The sequence below is a fragment of the Streptomyces sp. NPDC003300 genome, assembly GCF_040610915.1.
In the GTDB taxonomy this organism is placed as follows: Bacteria; Actinomycetota; Actinomycetes; order Streptomycetales; family Streptomycetaceae; genus Actinacidiphila.
Map to the genome: position 1 here is coordinate 119,939 of NZ_JBEXNE010000008.1, position 14,792 is coordinate 134,730.

12 protein-coding genes are annotated in these 14,792 nt (G+C 72.1%); 8 read left to right on the forward strand and 4 right to left on the reverse strand.

The features are described from left to right. Window positions 1–450: 450 nt before the first annotated feature. The gene (locus ABZX65_RS14570; protein WP_355338346.1) at window positions 451–3,240 is read right to left on the reverse strand and encodes a tetratricopeptide repeat protein; all 2,790 of its coding nucleotides are present in this window, start codon (window positions 3,238–3,240) and stop codon (window positions 451–453) included. A gap of 371 nt (window positions 3,241–3,611) precedes the next feature. On the opposite strand from ABZX65_RS14570, the gene ABZX65_RS14575 reads away from it, so the two are divergent. The 5 genes from ABZX65_RS14575 to ABZX65_RS14595 all read left to right on the forward strand — a co-directional run bounded on the left by ABZX65_RS14575 (window position 3,612) and on the right by ABZX65_RS14595 (window position 8,260). Then, a complete protein-coding gene (locus ABZX65_RS14575) occupies window positions 3,612–4,091 on the forward strand; it encodes a DUF1453 domain-containing protein (RefSeq protein WP_355338349.1) in 480 nt (159 codons plus the stop codon). Then, window positions 4,088–5,242 carry a histidine kinase gene (locus tag ABZX65_RS14580; RefSeq protein WP_355338352.1) on the forward strand — a complete coding sequence of 385 codons (1,155 nt, stop codon included), beginning with the start codon at window positions 4,088–4,090 and terminating at the stop codon, window positions 5,240–5,242. Before ABZX65_RS14575 ends, ABZX65_RS14580 begins: the two co-directional genes overlap by 4 nt. Beyond that, a complete protein-coding gene (locus ABZX65_RS14585; protein WP_355338355.1) occupies window positions 5,239–5,949 on the forward strand; it encodes a response regulator transcription factor in 711 nt (236 codons plus the stop codon). Before ABZX65_RS14580 ends, ABZX65_RS14585 begins: the two co-directional genes overlap by 4 nt. A gap of 95 nt (window positions 5,950–6,044) precedes the next feature. Then, entirely contained in the window at window positions 6,045–6,542 is a 498-nt protein-coding gene (locus ABZX65_RS14590) for a DUF485 domain-containing protein (protein ID WP_355338358.1), read from the forward strand. Then, window positions 6,539–8,260 carry a cation acetate symporter gene (locus tag ABZX65_RS14595; protein WP_355338361.1) on the forward strand — a complete coding sequence of 574 codons (1,722 nt, stop codon included), beginning with the start codon at window positions 6,539–6,541 and terminating at the stop codon, window positions 8,258–8,260. The genes ABZX65_RS14590 and ABZX65_RS14595 overlap by 4 nt, the downstream gene beginning before the upstream one ends. A 7-nt stretch (window positions 8,261–8,267) precedes the next feature. Here the strand turns inward: ABZX65_RS14595 and ABZX65_RS14600 are convergent, their stop codons facing one another. Continuing rightward, on the reverse strand, window positions 8,268–8,960 hold the full coding sequence (locus tag ABZX65_RS14600; RefSeq protein ID WP_355338364.1) for a response regulator: 693 nt from the start codon (window positions 8,958–8,960) through the stop codon (window positions 8,268–8,270). Beyond that, window positions 8,957–10,639, reverse strand: coding sequence for a sensor histidine kinase (locus tag ABZX65_RS14605; protein WP_355338367.1), 1,683 nt, complete (start codon window positions 10,637–10,639; stop codon window positions 8,957–8,959). Before ABZX65_RS14605 ends, ABZX65_RS14600 begins: the two co-directional genes overlap by 4 nt. Before the next feature lie 252 nt (window positions 10,640–10,891). On the opposite strand from ABZX65_RS14605, the gene ABZX65_RS14610 reads away from it, so the two are divergent. The 3 genes from ABZX65_RS14610 to ABZX65_RS14620 all read left to right on the forward strand — a co-directional run bounded on the left by ABZX65_RS14610 (window position 10,892) and on the right by ABZX65_RS14620 (window position 13,757). Further along, window positions 10,892–11,707, forward strand: coding sequence for an ABC transporter ATP-binding protein (locus tag ABZX65_RS14610; protein ID WP_355338370.1), 816 nt, complete (start codon window positions 10,892–10,894; stop codon window positions 11,705–11,707). Beyond that, window positions 11,697–12,602 (forward strand): ABC transporter permease, encoded by a 906-nt coding sequence (locus ABZX65_RS14615; protein ID WP_355338373.1) that lies wholly within the window; start codon window positions 11,697–11,699, stop codon window positions 12,600–12,602. The genes ABZX65_RS14610 and ABZX65_RS14615 overlap by 11 nt, the downstream gene beginning before the upstream one ends. Window positions 12,603–12,674: 72 nt before the next feature. After that, complete coding sequence (locus tag ABZX65_RS14620) at window positions 12,675–13,757, forward strand: ABC transporter substrate-binding protein (RefSeq protein WP_355338375.1); 1,083 nt, start codon at window positions 12,675–12,677, stop codon at window positions 13,755–13,757. A 90-nt stretch (window positions 13,758–13,847) separates the two neighbouring features. Here ABZX65_RS14620 and ABZX65_RS14625 read toward each other — a convergent pair whose 3' ends face one another. Beyond that, complete coding sequence (locus ABZX65_RS14625; protein WP_355338378.1) at window positions 13,848–14,792, reverse strand: sucrase ferredoxin; 945 nt, start codon at window positions 14,790–14,792, stop codon at window positions 13,848–13,850.

The window sequence follows — 14,792 nt, forward strand, 5'->3', positions numbered from 1 at the left end:
GAACCTATGCTGGCGACAACGCCAGCGGACGACGGCTGCCGCGAGTGGACTATCGTTGCTCTCTTCAGTGGGGTGTAGATATTGCTGGAGGCGGAGCCGGACGTGGGCATTGATGCCGACTGTGACGCCGATAAATCAGCGGGCTCAAGCGGCGAGAGGTTGTCGGCTTCCTCGTGTCGGGAGATTTTGAGGTCGGCCGCAGTGGCCGTCAGGCTCAGCGGTAGGAGCGTGGCGTAGGTGCCGGTTTGCTTGAAGCGGTCCGCAAACGGTCCGCAGGACAGTCGAAAACGGCCGTCGGAGGCCAACGCTGGCAAGCGGAGAAATGCCAGGTCAGCGCACACCTGGCGGCTTCGCCGCAGGTCAGGACGTTGTCGGATTGGTTCATCACCAACTTCGCCACGACCCTGGACCGGTCGCGGATCGACGTCTGACCTGCGGCCGGGCCGGGCGTCAGGGGGTTGTTGGGTTCTGGAGGGTGCGGCGGAGGCGGGCGGCGGGGGCGGGGCGGTCGGCGGCGGTGAGGAGTTCTATGAGGCGGGAGCCGACGCGGTGGTGGAGGGCCGGGCCGCCCTGGGGGGAGATCGCGTAGAGGTCCATGATCTCGGTGGCCTCGTCGAAGAGGATGAGGGCTTCGTCGAGGCGGGGGTCGGCCGGGGTGACGCGGACTTCCGCGGCGATGAGCAGGGCCCCCGCGAGGCGGTGGAGGGCCACGGGGTCCTTCTCGGTCATGCGGCGGCAGACCATGACGCACTCGTCGGCTGTGTCGGTGGCCTCGGCGAAGCGGCCCGTGACCATCAGCGCGCCGAGCAGGACGCCGAGAGCCTCGGCCAAGGTGTGCTGTTCGGCGATCGCCTCGCGGGCGCTGACGCGGCGGAGGATCGCGACGCTCTCGTAAGCCGCGGTCAGGCTCTCCTCCGGGCGTTGGGCGACGAGCAGGCGTACGGCGAGTCCGTTGAGCCCGTCGGCGAGTTCGCGCTCGTAGGCGGCGGGATTGACCCGGGCGAGGTCGCGGTAGAGCTCGACGGCCTCGTGGGCCAGCGGGACGCTGTCGGGATCGCCGACACGTTCGAGGGCGGCGGCCAGGTGATACAGAGCGTTGGCCAGGGACATGGCGTGGGCGGACGGGTCCTTCGCGTGGAGACGGCGGCGCAGGGCGACGCTCTCCCGGCCGTGTGAGACCGCCGACCGCGGACGGTCGGTACGCAGGTGGCACACGCCGAGGGCGGCCAGGGCGGCGGAGAGGTTCGACTCGTGCTTGCCGGGCTCTTCCGCGGCCAGCGCGCGCAGGAGCGTCACGGACTCCTCCAGGGCAGCCGTCGCGTCGTCCCAGCGCTGCGCGTACGACAGATCCCGTCCGATACCGAGCAGGCCGCTCGCCAGGTCGGGGCGGTACTGCTCGTCGTACGCGGCCAGCCTGCGCTGTACGGCGACGGCTTCCTCGGTGGCCGCCAGGGCCTCCGCCCGGCGTCCGACCTCGCCCAGGCGGTCCGCGTACGCCTTGAGGGCGAACGCCAGATTGCCTTCGACCACGGGGACGAGCGAGGGATTGGGGACGCCGTCACGGGCGATGGCCCGGAACTGGGCCAGGACGGCCTCGGATTCGGCCAGCGCCTCCTCCAGCCGACCGGCGTGGTGGAGGCGGACGCCGTGCTCGTGCCGCTCCGCGGCCTGGTCGTTGGGGTTTCTGGCGCGCTCCAGGCGGTGCGGGAGCAGCCGGGTGCTGACGGCGGCGATTCCGGGGTCCAGGTCGGGACTGCGCCGGTTGAACGGCGGGAAGAACATTGCGACGGCTTCGAGGAGTTCGGGGCTGATGTCGTCAAGGGCGGCGAGCGTGGCCAGCGCGGCGCTGCCCCCGACGACGGCGAGTTGAGGGGCCGTGCCGAGCAGCGGGAACAGGTGGAGGGGGCCGACGTGGGGCCAGCGCTGGGCGGCGGCGGTCAGAAAGACGACGGCGCGCGGCATCCAGCTTCCGGTGACCGCGTCGCTCACCACGTCGGTGCCGCTGAGCATGGCGCTGACGGTGCGCCCGGCCCAGTCCTGGGCCGGGTAGTCGGCCCGGTGGCCGGGAAGGGTCAGCGCCAGGAAGTCCTCGGCGAGCCGGTCCGGGTACAGCGGTTCCAGGACGGTGTCGCGGTCGGCCTCGGCCGGTGGGTAGCAGACCGCGTGATCCGCGAGGATGCGATCGGCCGGCAGCCGGACCGCGAGGTCGCTGATGGCCACCCGCCCCTCCTCCGGGCTGACCGGCCCGGTGAGCGCCGCGGTGAACACGGTGCGGTTCATGAGCGCGGGCGAGGTGCGGAACGCCGGTGCGGACGGGGCGATCTCGTGATCCGGGTCGCCGTACAGCCGCGCCCAGTGCAACTGCTCCCGGTCCAGCAGATAGCTGGACAGGCCCGCGAGGTCGGTGGGCGCGCGCAGCCCGTGGGCGTCGGCGTCCACGGCGACCAGGGCGGCCATGTGCACGGCCAGGGTCAGGCCGAAGGCCGCGTCACCGAGCGGGGCCGGTGCCGCGATGCCGCCGGGGGAGACGCCGTAACGCGCGGCGAAGCTGTCGCGGGCCACGGCGAACATCTCGGACCGCGGGGATGCGGCGGCGCCGTCACCGCCGACCTCGTCGGACAGCGGCGCGAGCCGTTGCAGCGAGGTCCTGGCCTGCTGGTTCGCGAGAGCGGCGCGCACGCTCGGCCAGACCTCGTCGCCGCGGGCGATCAGCAGCACCCGGGCGCCGCGCCCGCTGTCGCGGTGCACCAGCGTGTTGCCGAACAGCCACATGAGATGGGTCAGCGGCCAGCGGTCGGCGTAGTCGACGATCAGCAGCACACCCGCGTCGCCCCGGTCGCGGAGGTCCTGACTGCCAGGAGGCGGCAGCACGCTCCCCGGTCCGTGGGTGGCGGTGACGACCTGCCAGCCCTCGGCCAGCGACTCCTGCGCGAAGCGGTCGGCGAGACGGGTCTTGCCCTGTCCGCCCGGCGCGCACAGCCACTGCACGGCCAGCGGACCGCCGCCGTCGCGCCAGCGCCGTAACGCGGTCAACTCGGCGGTGCGTCCGGTGAACTCCACGACCCGGAAACGCGCGTTGAGCATCCGGCTCGGTACATTCAACAGAAAGCCGTCGTCCGGCAGGACCGGCGGCTGCCAGCGTTGCAGCAGGTAGACCGGGACGCCGTCGCCGAACACATGGATGTCCGCGCCCACGACCCCGTAGGCGAAACCGCTCTCGGCGCGTACGGACTGGCTCACGCTCCCGCCTCCCCACCGTGCGGTGTCCGGCGCTCCACGTTCCGCTGGCCGAGATCCGACACGGTGCCCTCCCCGTTGTCCGACGATCCGATCGCCGGTCGCTGGAAAAGCGTACGCAGCGCCGCAGCCCGGACGCAGGGGATCCGCTCACCGGGCGGGCACTCGGACCGGTGCCGGACCGATGCCGGACCGGCGCCGGACCGGCGCGCGTTCGCCCACAGCACGGGGGCGTTGGTGGAGGGGGCTCCACCCGGGGGTGGAGAGGGAGATTCAACCCCCGGTTTGATCCGCTGAGCTGGGGGTTTCCGTAGATTCTGAGATGTCGGCGAACCCGCCGGCCTCGTGGGAGTCGCTTTACGGAGGCGTCCGTCATGTCCGGTCTGATCGATGCGCTGGTGATCGTGGCGGTCATCGGTGTGGTGGTCACCCGCCAGTTGCGGCCCAGGAAGGTCACGGGCGGCCGGCGGTGGTGGCTGATACCGGCGGTGCTGGTGTTCATGGCGCTGCGGCAGCACGGGCTGATCGACCCGGAGCACCGGCAGACGGCGGTCGCGCTGCTGGCCGTGGAGTTGGTGGTCGCTGTGGGGATGGGGTTGGCATGGGCGTGGACCACGCGGTTGTGGACCGAGAGGGACGGGACGGTCTGGGCGCAGGGAGGGAAGGTCACCGTCGCGGTGTGGGCGGCCGGGGTCGCGGTGCGGATCGGGCTGTACGGGGTGGGCACGGCGATGGGGGTCCACCAGGACAGCGGCTCGTTCCTGATAGCGCTCGCGGCCACGCTGCTGATACGCGCCGGGGTGCTCGCCTGGCGGGCCCAGAGCGTGGCGCCGTCGTACCGTACGGCCTCATGAGCGGTTGGACGTCCTGGCCTTCGAAGGAGGCGCTGTCCCGCGAGAACCGGTCGTCCGCGCGGCGGGCGTTCGGCCGGGGAGTGCGGCTGCTCTTCGCCGCCGCGGCGCTCTGGGGGATCCTGGCCCGCACGGATCTCAACGGGTGGCTGACCGCGGCGTCCGTGCTGGGGCTGGCGGTGGCGGCCGTCGTGGTGTGGGCGTTCTTCCGGTTCACGCTCGCGCACCGGGCGGCGCCGTCCGTCGCACTGATCGCACTGATGCTGGGCGCCGCCTTCGGGCTGCACGCGGTGGGCGCCGATGTGCCCGCGACGCTGCTGTGGTGCGGCTGCGCGGTGCTCGGGATGGAGCGGCTGCCGCTGGCCGCGGCGGCGCCCCTCACCGGTACGGCGCTGGCCGCCTACGCACTGGTCGGCGACTCCGGCGGCTGGCTGGTCACGTCGCTGACGGTGGCGGGGCTGGGGTTGATCGGGTACGTCGTGCGGCTGGACGCCGAGGCGCGGGGGAACACGCAGCGGCTGCTGGTCCAGGAGCGGGCGGCGCGGGCGGCGGAGGCCGAGTCGGCGGCGTTGGCGGAGCGGGCCCGGATCGCACGGGAGATCCACGATGTGCTGGCGCACAGCCTGTCGGCGCAGACGGTGCACCTGGAGGCGACGCGGCTGCTGATCGAGCGGGGCGTCGAGCGGGACGTGGTGCTGGGACGGGTGATCGCGGCCCGGCAGATGGCGCGGGAGGGGCTGGCCGAGACCCGGCAGGCGCTGTCGGCGCTGCGCGGGGAGATGGCACCGGTGGAGGAATTCCTGCGGGAGCTGGTCGCCTCGGAGGGGGCGGACCTGGAAGTGGAAGGGGAAGCGCGGTATCTGCCCGCGGAGGCGGGGTTGGCGGTGCGGCGGGTGGCACAGGAGGCGATGACGAATGTGCGCAAGCACGCGCCGGGAGCGAAGGTCGCGCTGCGGCTGGAGTACCGGAGCGAGGAGGTGGAGCTGGAGTTCCGGGACTTCGGGAGCAGGACGCCTGTGGATAACTCTTTGAGGGCATCCGGATCGGGCTACGGTCTTCTGGGGATGCGGGAGCGCGCGGAGCTGCTGGGCGGCGCGCTCGACGCCGGACCGGCCGAGGAGGGCTTCGTGGTGCGCTTGCGGGTGCCCGCGTGACGCGGGTGGTGGTCGCGGACGACCAGACGGTGGTGCGTGAGGGAATTGTGATGCTGCTGGGGCTGCTGCCCGATATCGAGGTGGTCGGAGCGGCGGCCGACGGGGAGGAGGCGGTACGGCTGGTGGGGGAACACCGGCCGGAGGTGGTGCTGATGGACCTGCGGATGCCGCGCTGCGACGGGGTGGAGGCCACGCGGCGGATCAGGTCGCGGTATCCGGGGACGCAGGTGGTGGTGCTGACGACCTTCGCGGACGACGGCTCGCTCTTTCCCGCGCTGCGGGCGGGGGCGCGGGGATATCTGACCAAGGACGCGGGAGGGGAGGAGATCGCGCGGGCCATCGCGGAGGTGACGGCCGGGCGGGCGGGGCTGTCGCCCGCGGTGCAGGGCAGGATGCTGGACGCGCTGACCGGGGCGGGCCCCGAGCGGCGGCCGGAGGGACGGGGGAGCGGACCGGGCGGACCGGGCGGGGCGGGAGAGCCGGGCCAAGGGGCGGCGGGACGGGGGGAGTTGCCCGACGGGCTGACGGCCCGGGAGGCGGAAGTGCTGGCCCTGGTGGCCGAAGGGCTGTCCAACGCCGAGATCGCCGCGCGGCTGCACGTGAGCATGGCGACGGTGAAGACGCACATCAACAACCTGTTCGCCAAAACCGGGGCGCGGGACCGTGCACAGGCGGTCGGATATGCCTACCGGCACGGCATCACCTGATGGGGTGAAGGTTTCTACTTGTTCGTTCTGGATCTTCCCGCTCTGTCCATGATTGGGCACATCGGCCGATCGGCCGATGGAACGAGGAGTGTTCGGTGGACAAGCACGACGGGGGCGACCCCGGGGCGCTGCGGGTGAACGACCCGTGGCAGGACGCGGCGGACGCCGGTCTCTGGGTCCCGGATCAGACGGCCCCCGACCCCGCGCCGGGGCGGACCCGGCCCGAGGGCACACCGCAGGCGGGCCAGGACGGACGGCCGGTGGACCGGTCGGCGGTGTATCTGGAGGTGCAGGGCAGCGCGGCGTTCCAGGAGGTGCGCGACCGGTACCGGAGCTTCACCTTCCCGGTGGTGGCGGGCTTCCTGGCCTGGTACCTGCTGTACGTGGTGGCGGCCACCACGGCACCGGGCCTGATGGGACATCAGGTCGCGGGTGACGTGAATGTGGCGATGGTGGCGGGGCTGGCGCAGTTCGCCACGACGTTCCTGCTGACGTGGGCCTACGCCCGGCACGCGCGGCTGCGCAGGGACCGGGCGGCGCTCGATCTGCGCTGGACGCTGGCGACCAGGACCGGGCAGGAGCGGGTGCGTTGAACAGCGGTCGGTTCAATGGCGGGTATCTGGCGGATTCGGCCGGGGAGCATCAGGGCCTCGCGATCGTGCTGTTCACGATCTTCGTGTCGGTGACGCTGGCGATCACGGCGTGGGCGGGACGGCGGCGGAGCTCGTCGGTGGAGTTCTTCGCCGGGGGACGGTTGTTCACCCCGATGGAGAACGGCCTGGCCATCGCGGGCGACTACATGTCGGCGGCGTCCTTCCTCGGCATCTCCGGGCTCATCGCGCTCTTCGGGTACGACGGCCTGCTGTATTCGGTCGGGTTCTTCGTCGCGTGGCTCGTGGTCCTCATGCTGGTCGCCGAGTTGGTGCGCAACTGCGGGCGGTACACACTCGCCGATGTGCTCTCCGCGCGGATGAGACAGCGGCCGGTGCGGATCGCGGCGGGCACGTCGTCGGTGGTGGTGTCGATCCTGTACCTGGTGGCGCAGATGGTCGGCGCCGGGAGCCTGGTCGGGCTGCTGCTCGGCGGGCACGGCGCGGCGCGCACCTGGACGGTGGTCGGGGTCGGCGCGCTGATGGTGTTCTACGTGTCCTTCGGCGGGATGCGGGCGACGACGTGGATCCAGATCGTCAAGACGGTGCTGCTGATCGGCGGCACGGTGACGCTCACCGTGATGGTCCTGGTCCGCTTCCACGGCAATCCGGGGAGTCTGCTGCACGCCGCCGCGGCGGGCAGCGGGCACGGCAACGCCTTCCTGGCTCCCGGGCTGAAGTACGGCGGAAGTTGGGCGTCGAAGCTGGACTTCATCAGCCTCGGCCTGGCGCTGGTGCTCGGGACGGCGGGCCTGCCGCACATCCTGTCCCGCTTCTACACGGTGCCCACGGCACGCTCCGCGCGGCGGTCGGTGGTCTGGGCGATCGGGCTGATCGGCGCCTTCTACCTGATGACGATCGTGCTCGGCTTCGGAGCGGCGGCGGTCGTCGGCACCGACACCGTCCGCTCGTCCAACGCCGCGGGCAACACCGCGGTGCCGCTGCTCGCCGAGATCCTGGGCGGCGGGGAGGGGACGACAGGGGGCACCGTGCTGTTCGCTGTGGTCGGCGCGGTGGCCTTCGCGACGATCCTGGCCGTGGTCGCGGGCATCACCCTGGCATCGTCGGCCTCGGTGGCCCACGACCTCTACGCCACGCTGCGCCGCCGCCCCGTCGCGGAAACGCAGGCACGGCAGAACAGGCGCGCCAAGCGCGAGGCCGCGGCCCCCGGCACCGCGCGGGTCACCGCCGACGCGGTGGAGGAAGGGGCGATGGAGGAGGACGAGGTGCGGGTGGCCAGATTCGCGGCCGTCGGGATCGGCGCGGTCGCCATCGGGCTCAGCCTCTTCGCGCAGGACCAGAACATCGCCTTCCTGGTCGGCCTCGCCTTCGCCGTCGCCGCGTCCGCGAATCTGCCCGCCCTGCTCTACTCCCTGTTCTGGCACCGGTTCACCACCCGCGGCGCGGTCTGGTCGATCTACGGCGGCCTCGTACCGGCCCTGCTCCTGGTGGTGTTCTCGCCCGTCATCTCCGGCAGGCCCGATGCGCTCTTCCCCGGCGTCGACTTCCACCTCTTCCCGCTGGAGAACCCGGGCCTGATCTCCATCCCGCTCGGCTTCCTCGCGGGCTGGCTCGGCACCCTGCTGTCGCCGGAGGAGGCGGACGCGGGGAAGTACGCGGAGACGGAGGTGCGTTCGCTCACCGGCGCCGGGGCCGCGTAATGGCGGTTCAGCCGGTGGCGGCCCAGGCGTAGCGGTGTTCGGGACGGCCCGTGTCGCCGTATTTGAGGGTGAGGCTCAACCGCCCCGCCTGCTCCAGGTACTTCAGGTAGCGCTGGGCGGTGGAGCGGCTGAGCCCGGCGCGTTCGGCGACCTCGTGGGCGGACAGCGGGCGGCCCGCCTCGTGCAGGACGCGGCGGATCAGGTCGGCGGTCGGCGCGGAGTGCCCCTTGGGCAGTTCGGCCGAGGACGCGCCCGCCGTACGCAGGGCGCCGAAGATCCGGTCGACCTGCTCCTGCCCGGCCTCGCCGCGCCCGCCCACCCCCTCCAGGGTGCGGCGCAGCGCCGCGTAACCGTCCAGCTTGGCCCGCAGACCGGCGAAGCTGAACGGCTTCACCAGGTACTGCAACGCGCCGAGCCGCATCGCCGCCTGCACGGTGGCGACATCACGCGCCGCCGTCACCATGATCACGTCCGCGTGGTGCCCGTGCTGCCGCATCCGGCGGACCAGCGTCAGACCCGTCTCGTCCGGCAGATAGTGGTCGAGCAGCACCAGGTCGATCCGGGTGCGCTCCAGCACCGACAGCGCGTGCGCCGCGGTGTGGGCCCGCCCGGCCACCCGGAAGCCCGGCACCTTGCCCACATAGGCCGAGTTGATCTCCGCCACCCGGAAGTCGTCGTCCACCACCAGTACGTCGATCATCGCGCCGCCTCCCCAGCCGCGGAAAGCACTCCTCCGGCCAGCGCCCCACCGGCCAGCACTCCTTCGGCCAGCGCCTCGGGCAGCACCACCGTGAACACCGCGCCACCGCCCGCCCGCGCCGTCACCCGCGCCAGACCCCCGTACCGCTCGGCGAGCCTGCGCACCAGCGCGAGGCCCAGACCGCGCCCCCGGTGCGGCGGACGTTCCTTCGTCGACCAGCCCTCGGTGAAGATCAGTTCGCGCGCCTCCGGCGGCACTCCCGGACCCGTGTCCGACACCCGCAGCAGCAGGGTCGTGTCGTCCTCGGCGCGCAGTTCGACCTCCACGAAAGGCGCGGCGGACATCGCCGGGGACACGCGGTGCCCGGCGGCGGCGTCCAGCGCGTTGTCGATGAGATTGCCCAGCACCGTCACCAGATCGCGCGGGTCCACCACCCGGTCGGGCAGCAGCGTGCTCTGCGCGACCCGCAGCGACACCCCGCGCTCCGCCGCGATGGCGGCCTTGCCGACCAGCAGCGCCGACACCAGCGGATCGTGCACCCGGTCCGCGATCACCTCGGCCGACGCCCGATGGGTGTCGGCGACCTCCGCGACATAGCCCACCGCCTCCTCGTGCAGGCCCAGTTCCAGCAGGCCCAGCACGGTGTGCAGCCGGTTGGCGTGCTCGTGGTCCTGGGCGCGCAGCGCGTCCAGCAGCCCGTGGGTGGAGTCCAGTTCGCGGCCGAGCAGCTCCAGTTCCGTACGGTCCCGCAGCGTCACCACGGCCCCGCCGTCACCGGTCGGCATCCGGTTGGCGACCAGTACCCGGCCGCCGCTGACCGTCAGCAGATCCGCGCCCTCGACCCGCCCCGCCAGCACGTCCGTCGTACGGCCAGGCGGCAGCAGCTCGTCCAGCGGCCGCCCGGTGGCCGCGCCGTCACCGGCGCCGTCGAGCCCGAGCAGCCGCTGAGCCTCGTCGTTGACCAGCCGCACCCGCCCCTGCCGGTCCAGTGCGACCACACCCTCGCGGACGCCGTGCAGCATCGCCTCCCGCTCGTCGAGCAGCGCCGATATGTCGGCGAAGGCCAGCCCGTGCGTCGCCCGCTGCAACCGCCGCGAACCCCACACCGCCGCCAGCACACCCACGCCCAGCGCCGCGCCCGCGTACATCAGCAGACCCGGCACCAGGCCGATCGCCCGGTTGAGGATGCCGTCGTACCTGATGCCCACGGACACCGCGCCCACGATCCGGTGGGAGGAGTCGTACAGCGGCACCTTGCCGCGGGTGCTGCGCCCCAGCGTGCCGCGGTCGATCTGCATGATCTCGTCACCGGCCAGCGCCACGCTGGGATCGGTCGAGACGGGTTCGCCGATCCGCTTGGGGTCGGTGTGCGACCACCGGATGCCGTGGGTGTCCATCACCACGATGTAGAGGGCCTTCGTGGCGATCCTGACCCGTTCCGCCTCCGCCTGCACCGGGCCGTCCGGCGTCGGCCGGGACGAGACCACGGCCCGCGCGACCTCGGGATCGACGGCCACGGTCTCCGCGATGGCCAGCGCCCTGTGCATCGCCTCTTCGTCGAGCTGGTGGCTGAGCGGCGCCAGGAAGAGCCCGGTGGCGAGCGCCGTGACGCCCGCCGTGATCGCCAGTTGCACCAACAGGACCTGCGCCGAGACACGGCGCGGCCATCCGATCCGCATCGTGGGGCTCCTCCGCATTCCAACCGGTCCGCCGACAGTCGCGGCGGCCGACCCGCGTCCCCACCCCACGCGTACGTCGACAGCCCTGTCGTCAACGCAAGGTAAACCCCGCGGAGCCGGATGGGCAGACTCCGTTTCGCTTTCGTTGTGCGCGGGCGAGCAAAACGAGCAGAAGACCGGCTTGCGCGCAGAAGGCTCCTTGCGCCCACAAGACTGCCGCCGCCGCGGTGGTCGCTCCTAGCCTCCACCGCCATGAGCAGCGAAACGAGCCCCGCCATCGAGCTGCGGGGGGCGAGCAAGGCGTTCAGAACCCCGTCCGGCGCCTTGCACACCGCCGTGAGAGACCTGGATCTGACCGTGGAACGCGGTGAGTTCGTCGCGGTCGTCGGACCGACCGGCTGCGGCAAATCGACGACGCTGACCCTGGTCAGCGGCCTGGAGGAGCCCACGGAAGGCGAGGTGCTGGTCTCGGGAGAGGCCGTGAACGGCATCAACCCCGGCGTCGGCTTCGTCTTCCAGCAGGACGCCGTCTTCCCCTGGCGGACCGTGCTGTCCAACGTCATGGCCGGGCCGCGCTTCCGCGGTGTCGGCAAGGCCGAGGCCAAGGAGCGGGCCCGCGACTGGCTGGCCCGCGTGGGCCTGACCGCCTTCGAGGACCGCTATCCGCACCAGCTCTCCGGCGGCCAGCGCAAGCGCGTCGCGCTCGCCGCGACCTTCGTCAACGACCCCGACATCCTGCTGATGGACGAGCCGTTCTCCGCGCTCGACGTGCAGACCAGGGCCCTGATGTCCGACGAACTCCTGGAGCTGTGGTCCGGTACCGGGTCCTCGGTGGTGTTCGTCACCCACGACCTGGAGGAGTCCATCGCACTGGCCGACAAGGTCGTCGTGATGACCGCGGGGCCCGCCACCGTCAAGGAGGTCTTCACGATCGACCTGCCGCGGCCCCGCAAGGTCGAGGAGGTCAGGCTCCAGCCGCGCTTCGTGGAGATCTACCGCGAGATCTGGTCGTCGCTGGGCGAAGAGGTCCGCATCACCCGCGAGAGGAGCGTCGGACATGCCGCCTGAGTCCGCAGCCCCGGCCGCCCCCCGGACCGGGGCCACCCCCGAGGACGCCGTCCCGGCCGGGCCCGGCGCCGGCACCCAGCGCACCGAGGCCCGCGCCCGCGCCGTCCGCAACCGCACCCTCCTGGTGTACGCCAGCCGCCTCGCTGTCCTCGTCCTCGTGCTCGGCCTGTGGGAGTGGTCGGCCCGCACCGGGGTCATCGACCCGTTCAACTTCTCCATGCCGTCCAAGATCTGGGACCAGATCCGGCAGTGGACGATGCACGGCACACCGCAGGGCCCCCTGGGCGAGCAGATCTGGTACACGCTCTACGAGGCGCTGTACGGCTGGGTCATCGGCGTCGCCGGCGGTGTGGTGCTGGGCATCGCGCTCGGCCGGATCCCCTTCCTCTCGGACGTCTTCGGCCCGTACGTGAAGGTGCTCAACGCGATGCCGCGCATCGTGCTGGCGCCGATCTTCCTCATCTGGTTCGGCCTCGGCCCGGCCTCCAAGGTGGCCTCCGCCGTCGTCCTGGTCTTCTTCCCGGTGTTCTTCAACGCCTTCCAGGGCGCCCGCGAGGTCGACCGCAATCTGGTCGCCAACGCCCGCGTCCTCGGCGCGAGCAACCGCCGCGTCACCCTCCAGGTGGTGATCCCGGCCGCCACGTCGTGGATCTTCACCAGCCTGCACGTCAGCTTCGGCTTCGCGCTGATCGGCGCGATCGTCGGCGAGTACATCGGCGCGACCAAGGGCATCGGCCTGCTGGTCTCCGCCTCGCAGGGCACCTTCAACGCCGCCGGTGTCTACGCGGCCATGGTGATCCTCGCCGTCGTCGCCCTCATCGCCGAGGGCCTGCTGACCTACCTGGAGAAGCGGCTCTTCCGCTGGAAGCCCGCCCAGCCCGGCGCCGAACGCTGAGCCGCGGTCGCCCTCCCCGAAATCCCGCGCCCCCCCCGCGCGCCCACCCTCCGCTCTCACAAGGACGTGACCATGCGCCAGTACGCCAAGCTCCCGGCATTCGCCCTCGCCGGAGCCCTCGCCCTCACCACACTCACCGCCTGTGCCAACGACGCCGCGTCCGGCTCCGGCTCCGGCTCGGATTCCACCGGGGACGCGGGCTCCACGGCCCCGGCGGCCAAGAACGCCGAGAAGGTCAAGATCATGGTCGGCGGCCTGGACAAGGTCATCTACATGCCCGCCATGCTCACTCAGAGACTCGGCTTCTTCCAGGCCGAGGGCCTCGACGTGACGCTGCTGAGCGAACCGGCCGGTGTGCAGGCCACCACGGCGCTGGTCTCCGGCGACGTGCAGGGCGCCGTCGGCTTCTACGACCACACCCTCGACCTCCAGACCAAGAACAAGATGATCGAGTCCGTCGTGCAGTTCGCACAGGCACCCGGTGAGGTCGAGGTGGTCTCCACCAAGGCCGCGGGCGACATCACCTCCGCCAAGGACTTCAAGGGCAAGAAGCTCGGTGTGACCGGCCTCGGCTCGTCCACCGACTTCCTCACCAAGTACCTCGCGGTGCACAACGGCCTCAAGGTCAGCGACTTCACGCCCGTCACCGTCGGCGCTGGCCAGACCTTCATCGCCGCCCTCCAACAGGGCTCCATCCAGGCCGGTATGACCACCGACCCGACCGTCGCGCAGATCCTCGACAAGGGCATCGGCAAGGTGTTGTACGACATGCGCACGCCCGAGGGCTCGCGGGAGGCGCTCGGCGGCCTCTACCCGTCCTCCAGCCTCTACATGAACACCGACTGGGTGAACGGCCACAAGGAGACCGTGCAGAAGCTGGCCAACGCCTTCGTGAAGACCCTCAAGTGGATGTCCACGCACACCCCCGAGGAGATCGCCGCGAAGATGCCCTCCGACTACGCGCAGGGCGGCGCCAAGCTGTACGCCGACTCCATCAAGGCCACGCTGCCGATGTTCACCACCGACGGCGTGATGCCCCCGGACGGCCCGGCCACCGTGGAGGCGGTCCTGAAGTCCTTCAACCCGAACCTCAAGGGCAAGAAGGTCGACCTGGAGAAGACCTACACCACGGAGTTCGTCAAGAACGTCAAGTAGGGCCCGGTCATCTAGCGCCTGCTCACGCAGCGCCTGCTCAGGTAGCGCCTGCTCACGCAGCGCCTCGCCATGAGCGCCCGGCGAAGAGCCCTACGACGCGCGGCCCCCGGCCACCCGCTCGATCCCCGTGACCTCCATCCGGGCGGGTGTGCCGAGGGCCGCGCCGCAGCTCTCCGGGCGCGGCGGCAGCGACGCGACCTGCGTCACCGTCACCTCCCAGACCCGCCCGTCGACGTGCGCCACCCGCACCGCCCAGGCGCCGTCGCCGTCGCCCGAAGGCGCCGGGGCCGTACGCTCCACGGCCTCCACGACCACGGCCGCCGTACGGTCCTCACCCGTCAGCTCCCGTACGGCCAGATCCGCCGCCTGTCCGGGACGGTCCCACGCCGAGCGGCCCCGGCAGCCGTCCAGCACCATTCGCCCGGAGCGCGCCGCCTCCAGTACGTCCTTCGCGTGGTGCGCGTCCACCCGGCCGTACGTGTAGCCGTAGGGCAGGACGAGCATGGTCGGCGCGAAACGGTGTCCGCCGAGGTGGGTGACCTCCCAGACCTCGCTGCCGCCCGAGGCGGTCAGCTCCGCGGCGAGCGGCCGGCCGCGCACCGCGCAGCAGCGGTCCCGCTTGCCGTTGGTGCACACCAGGGCGAGGGGCGCGCCGTCGTACGCGTCGCCGAATCCGTTGTGCGCGCCCGCGCCCAGCGCGGTGAAGTCCAGCGCGGTCAGCTCCGCCGGGTCGGCGACCTCGGCGGTACGGACCCAGGAGGCGCCCGGCGCGGTGTGCGCGAGGTAGACCCGGCGCCGACGCGGAAGGTGCAGGTCGGCGTGTCTGCCGGGGCGGCGGATCAGGGCGACGCGGGTGCCGGTGCCGTCGGCGAGCCGTTCCAGTTCGCGGCCGGTCGCCGGGTCCAGCCGGCTCGCCCCCAGCGCCTTCGCCCCCCACGGGCCCGGCTGCTCGATCAGCAGCCACGTCCGTGCGGTGGCCGCGGTGGCGGCCACCGGTTCGGCGAGGGACGCCGAGGCGCTGGTGCAGGTGCTCAC

What these genes read in the sequence shown, in the direction of transcription:
- ABZX65_RS14575 (WP_355338349.1), top strand. Translation starts at nt 3,612, where the DNA reads ATGTCCGGTCTGATCGATGCGCTGGTGATCGTGGCGGTCATCGGTGTG.
- ABZX65_RS14580 (WP_355338352.1), top strand. Translation starts at nt 4,088, where the DNA reads ATGAGCGGTTGGACGTCCTGGCCTTCGAAGGAGGCGCTGTCCCGCGAG.
- ABZX65_RS14600 (WP_355338364.1), bottom strand. Translation starts at nt 8,960, where the DNA reads ATGATCGACGTACTGGTGGTGGACGACGACTTCCGGGTGGCGGAGATC.
- ABZX65_RS14605 (WP_355338367.1), bottom strand. Translation starts at nt 10,639, where the DNA reads ATGCGGATCGGATGGCCGCGCCGTGTCTCGGCGCAGGTCCTGTTGGTG.
- ABZX65_RS14610 (WP_355338370.1), top strand. Translation starts at nt 10,892, where the DNA reads ATGAGCAGCGAAACGAGCCCCGCCATCGAGCTGCGGGGGGCGAGCAAG.
- ABZX65_RS14615 (WP_355338373.1), top strand. Translation starts at nt 11,697, where the DNA reads ATGCCGCCTGAGTCCGCAGCCCCGGCCGCCCCCCGGACCGGGGCCACC.
- ABZX65_RS14620 (WP_355338375.1), top strand. Translation starts at nt 12,675, where the DNA reads ATGCGCCAGTACGCCAAGCTCCCGGCATTCGCCCTCGCCGGAGCCCTC.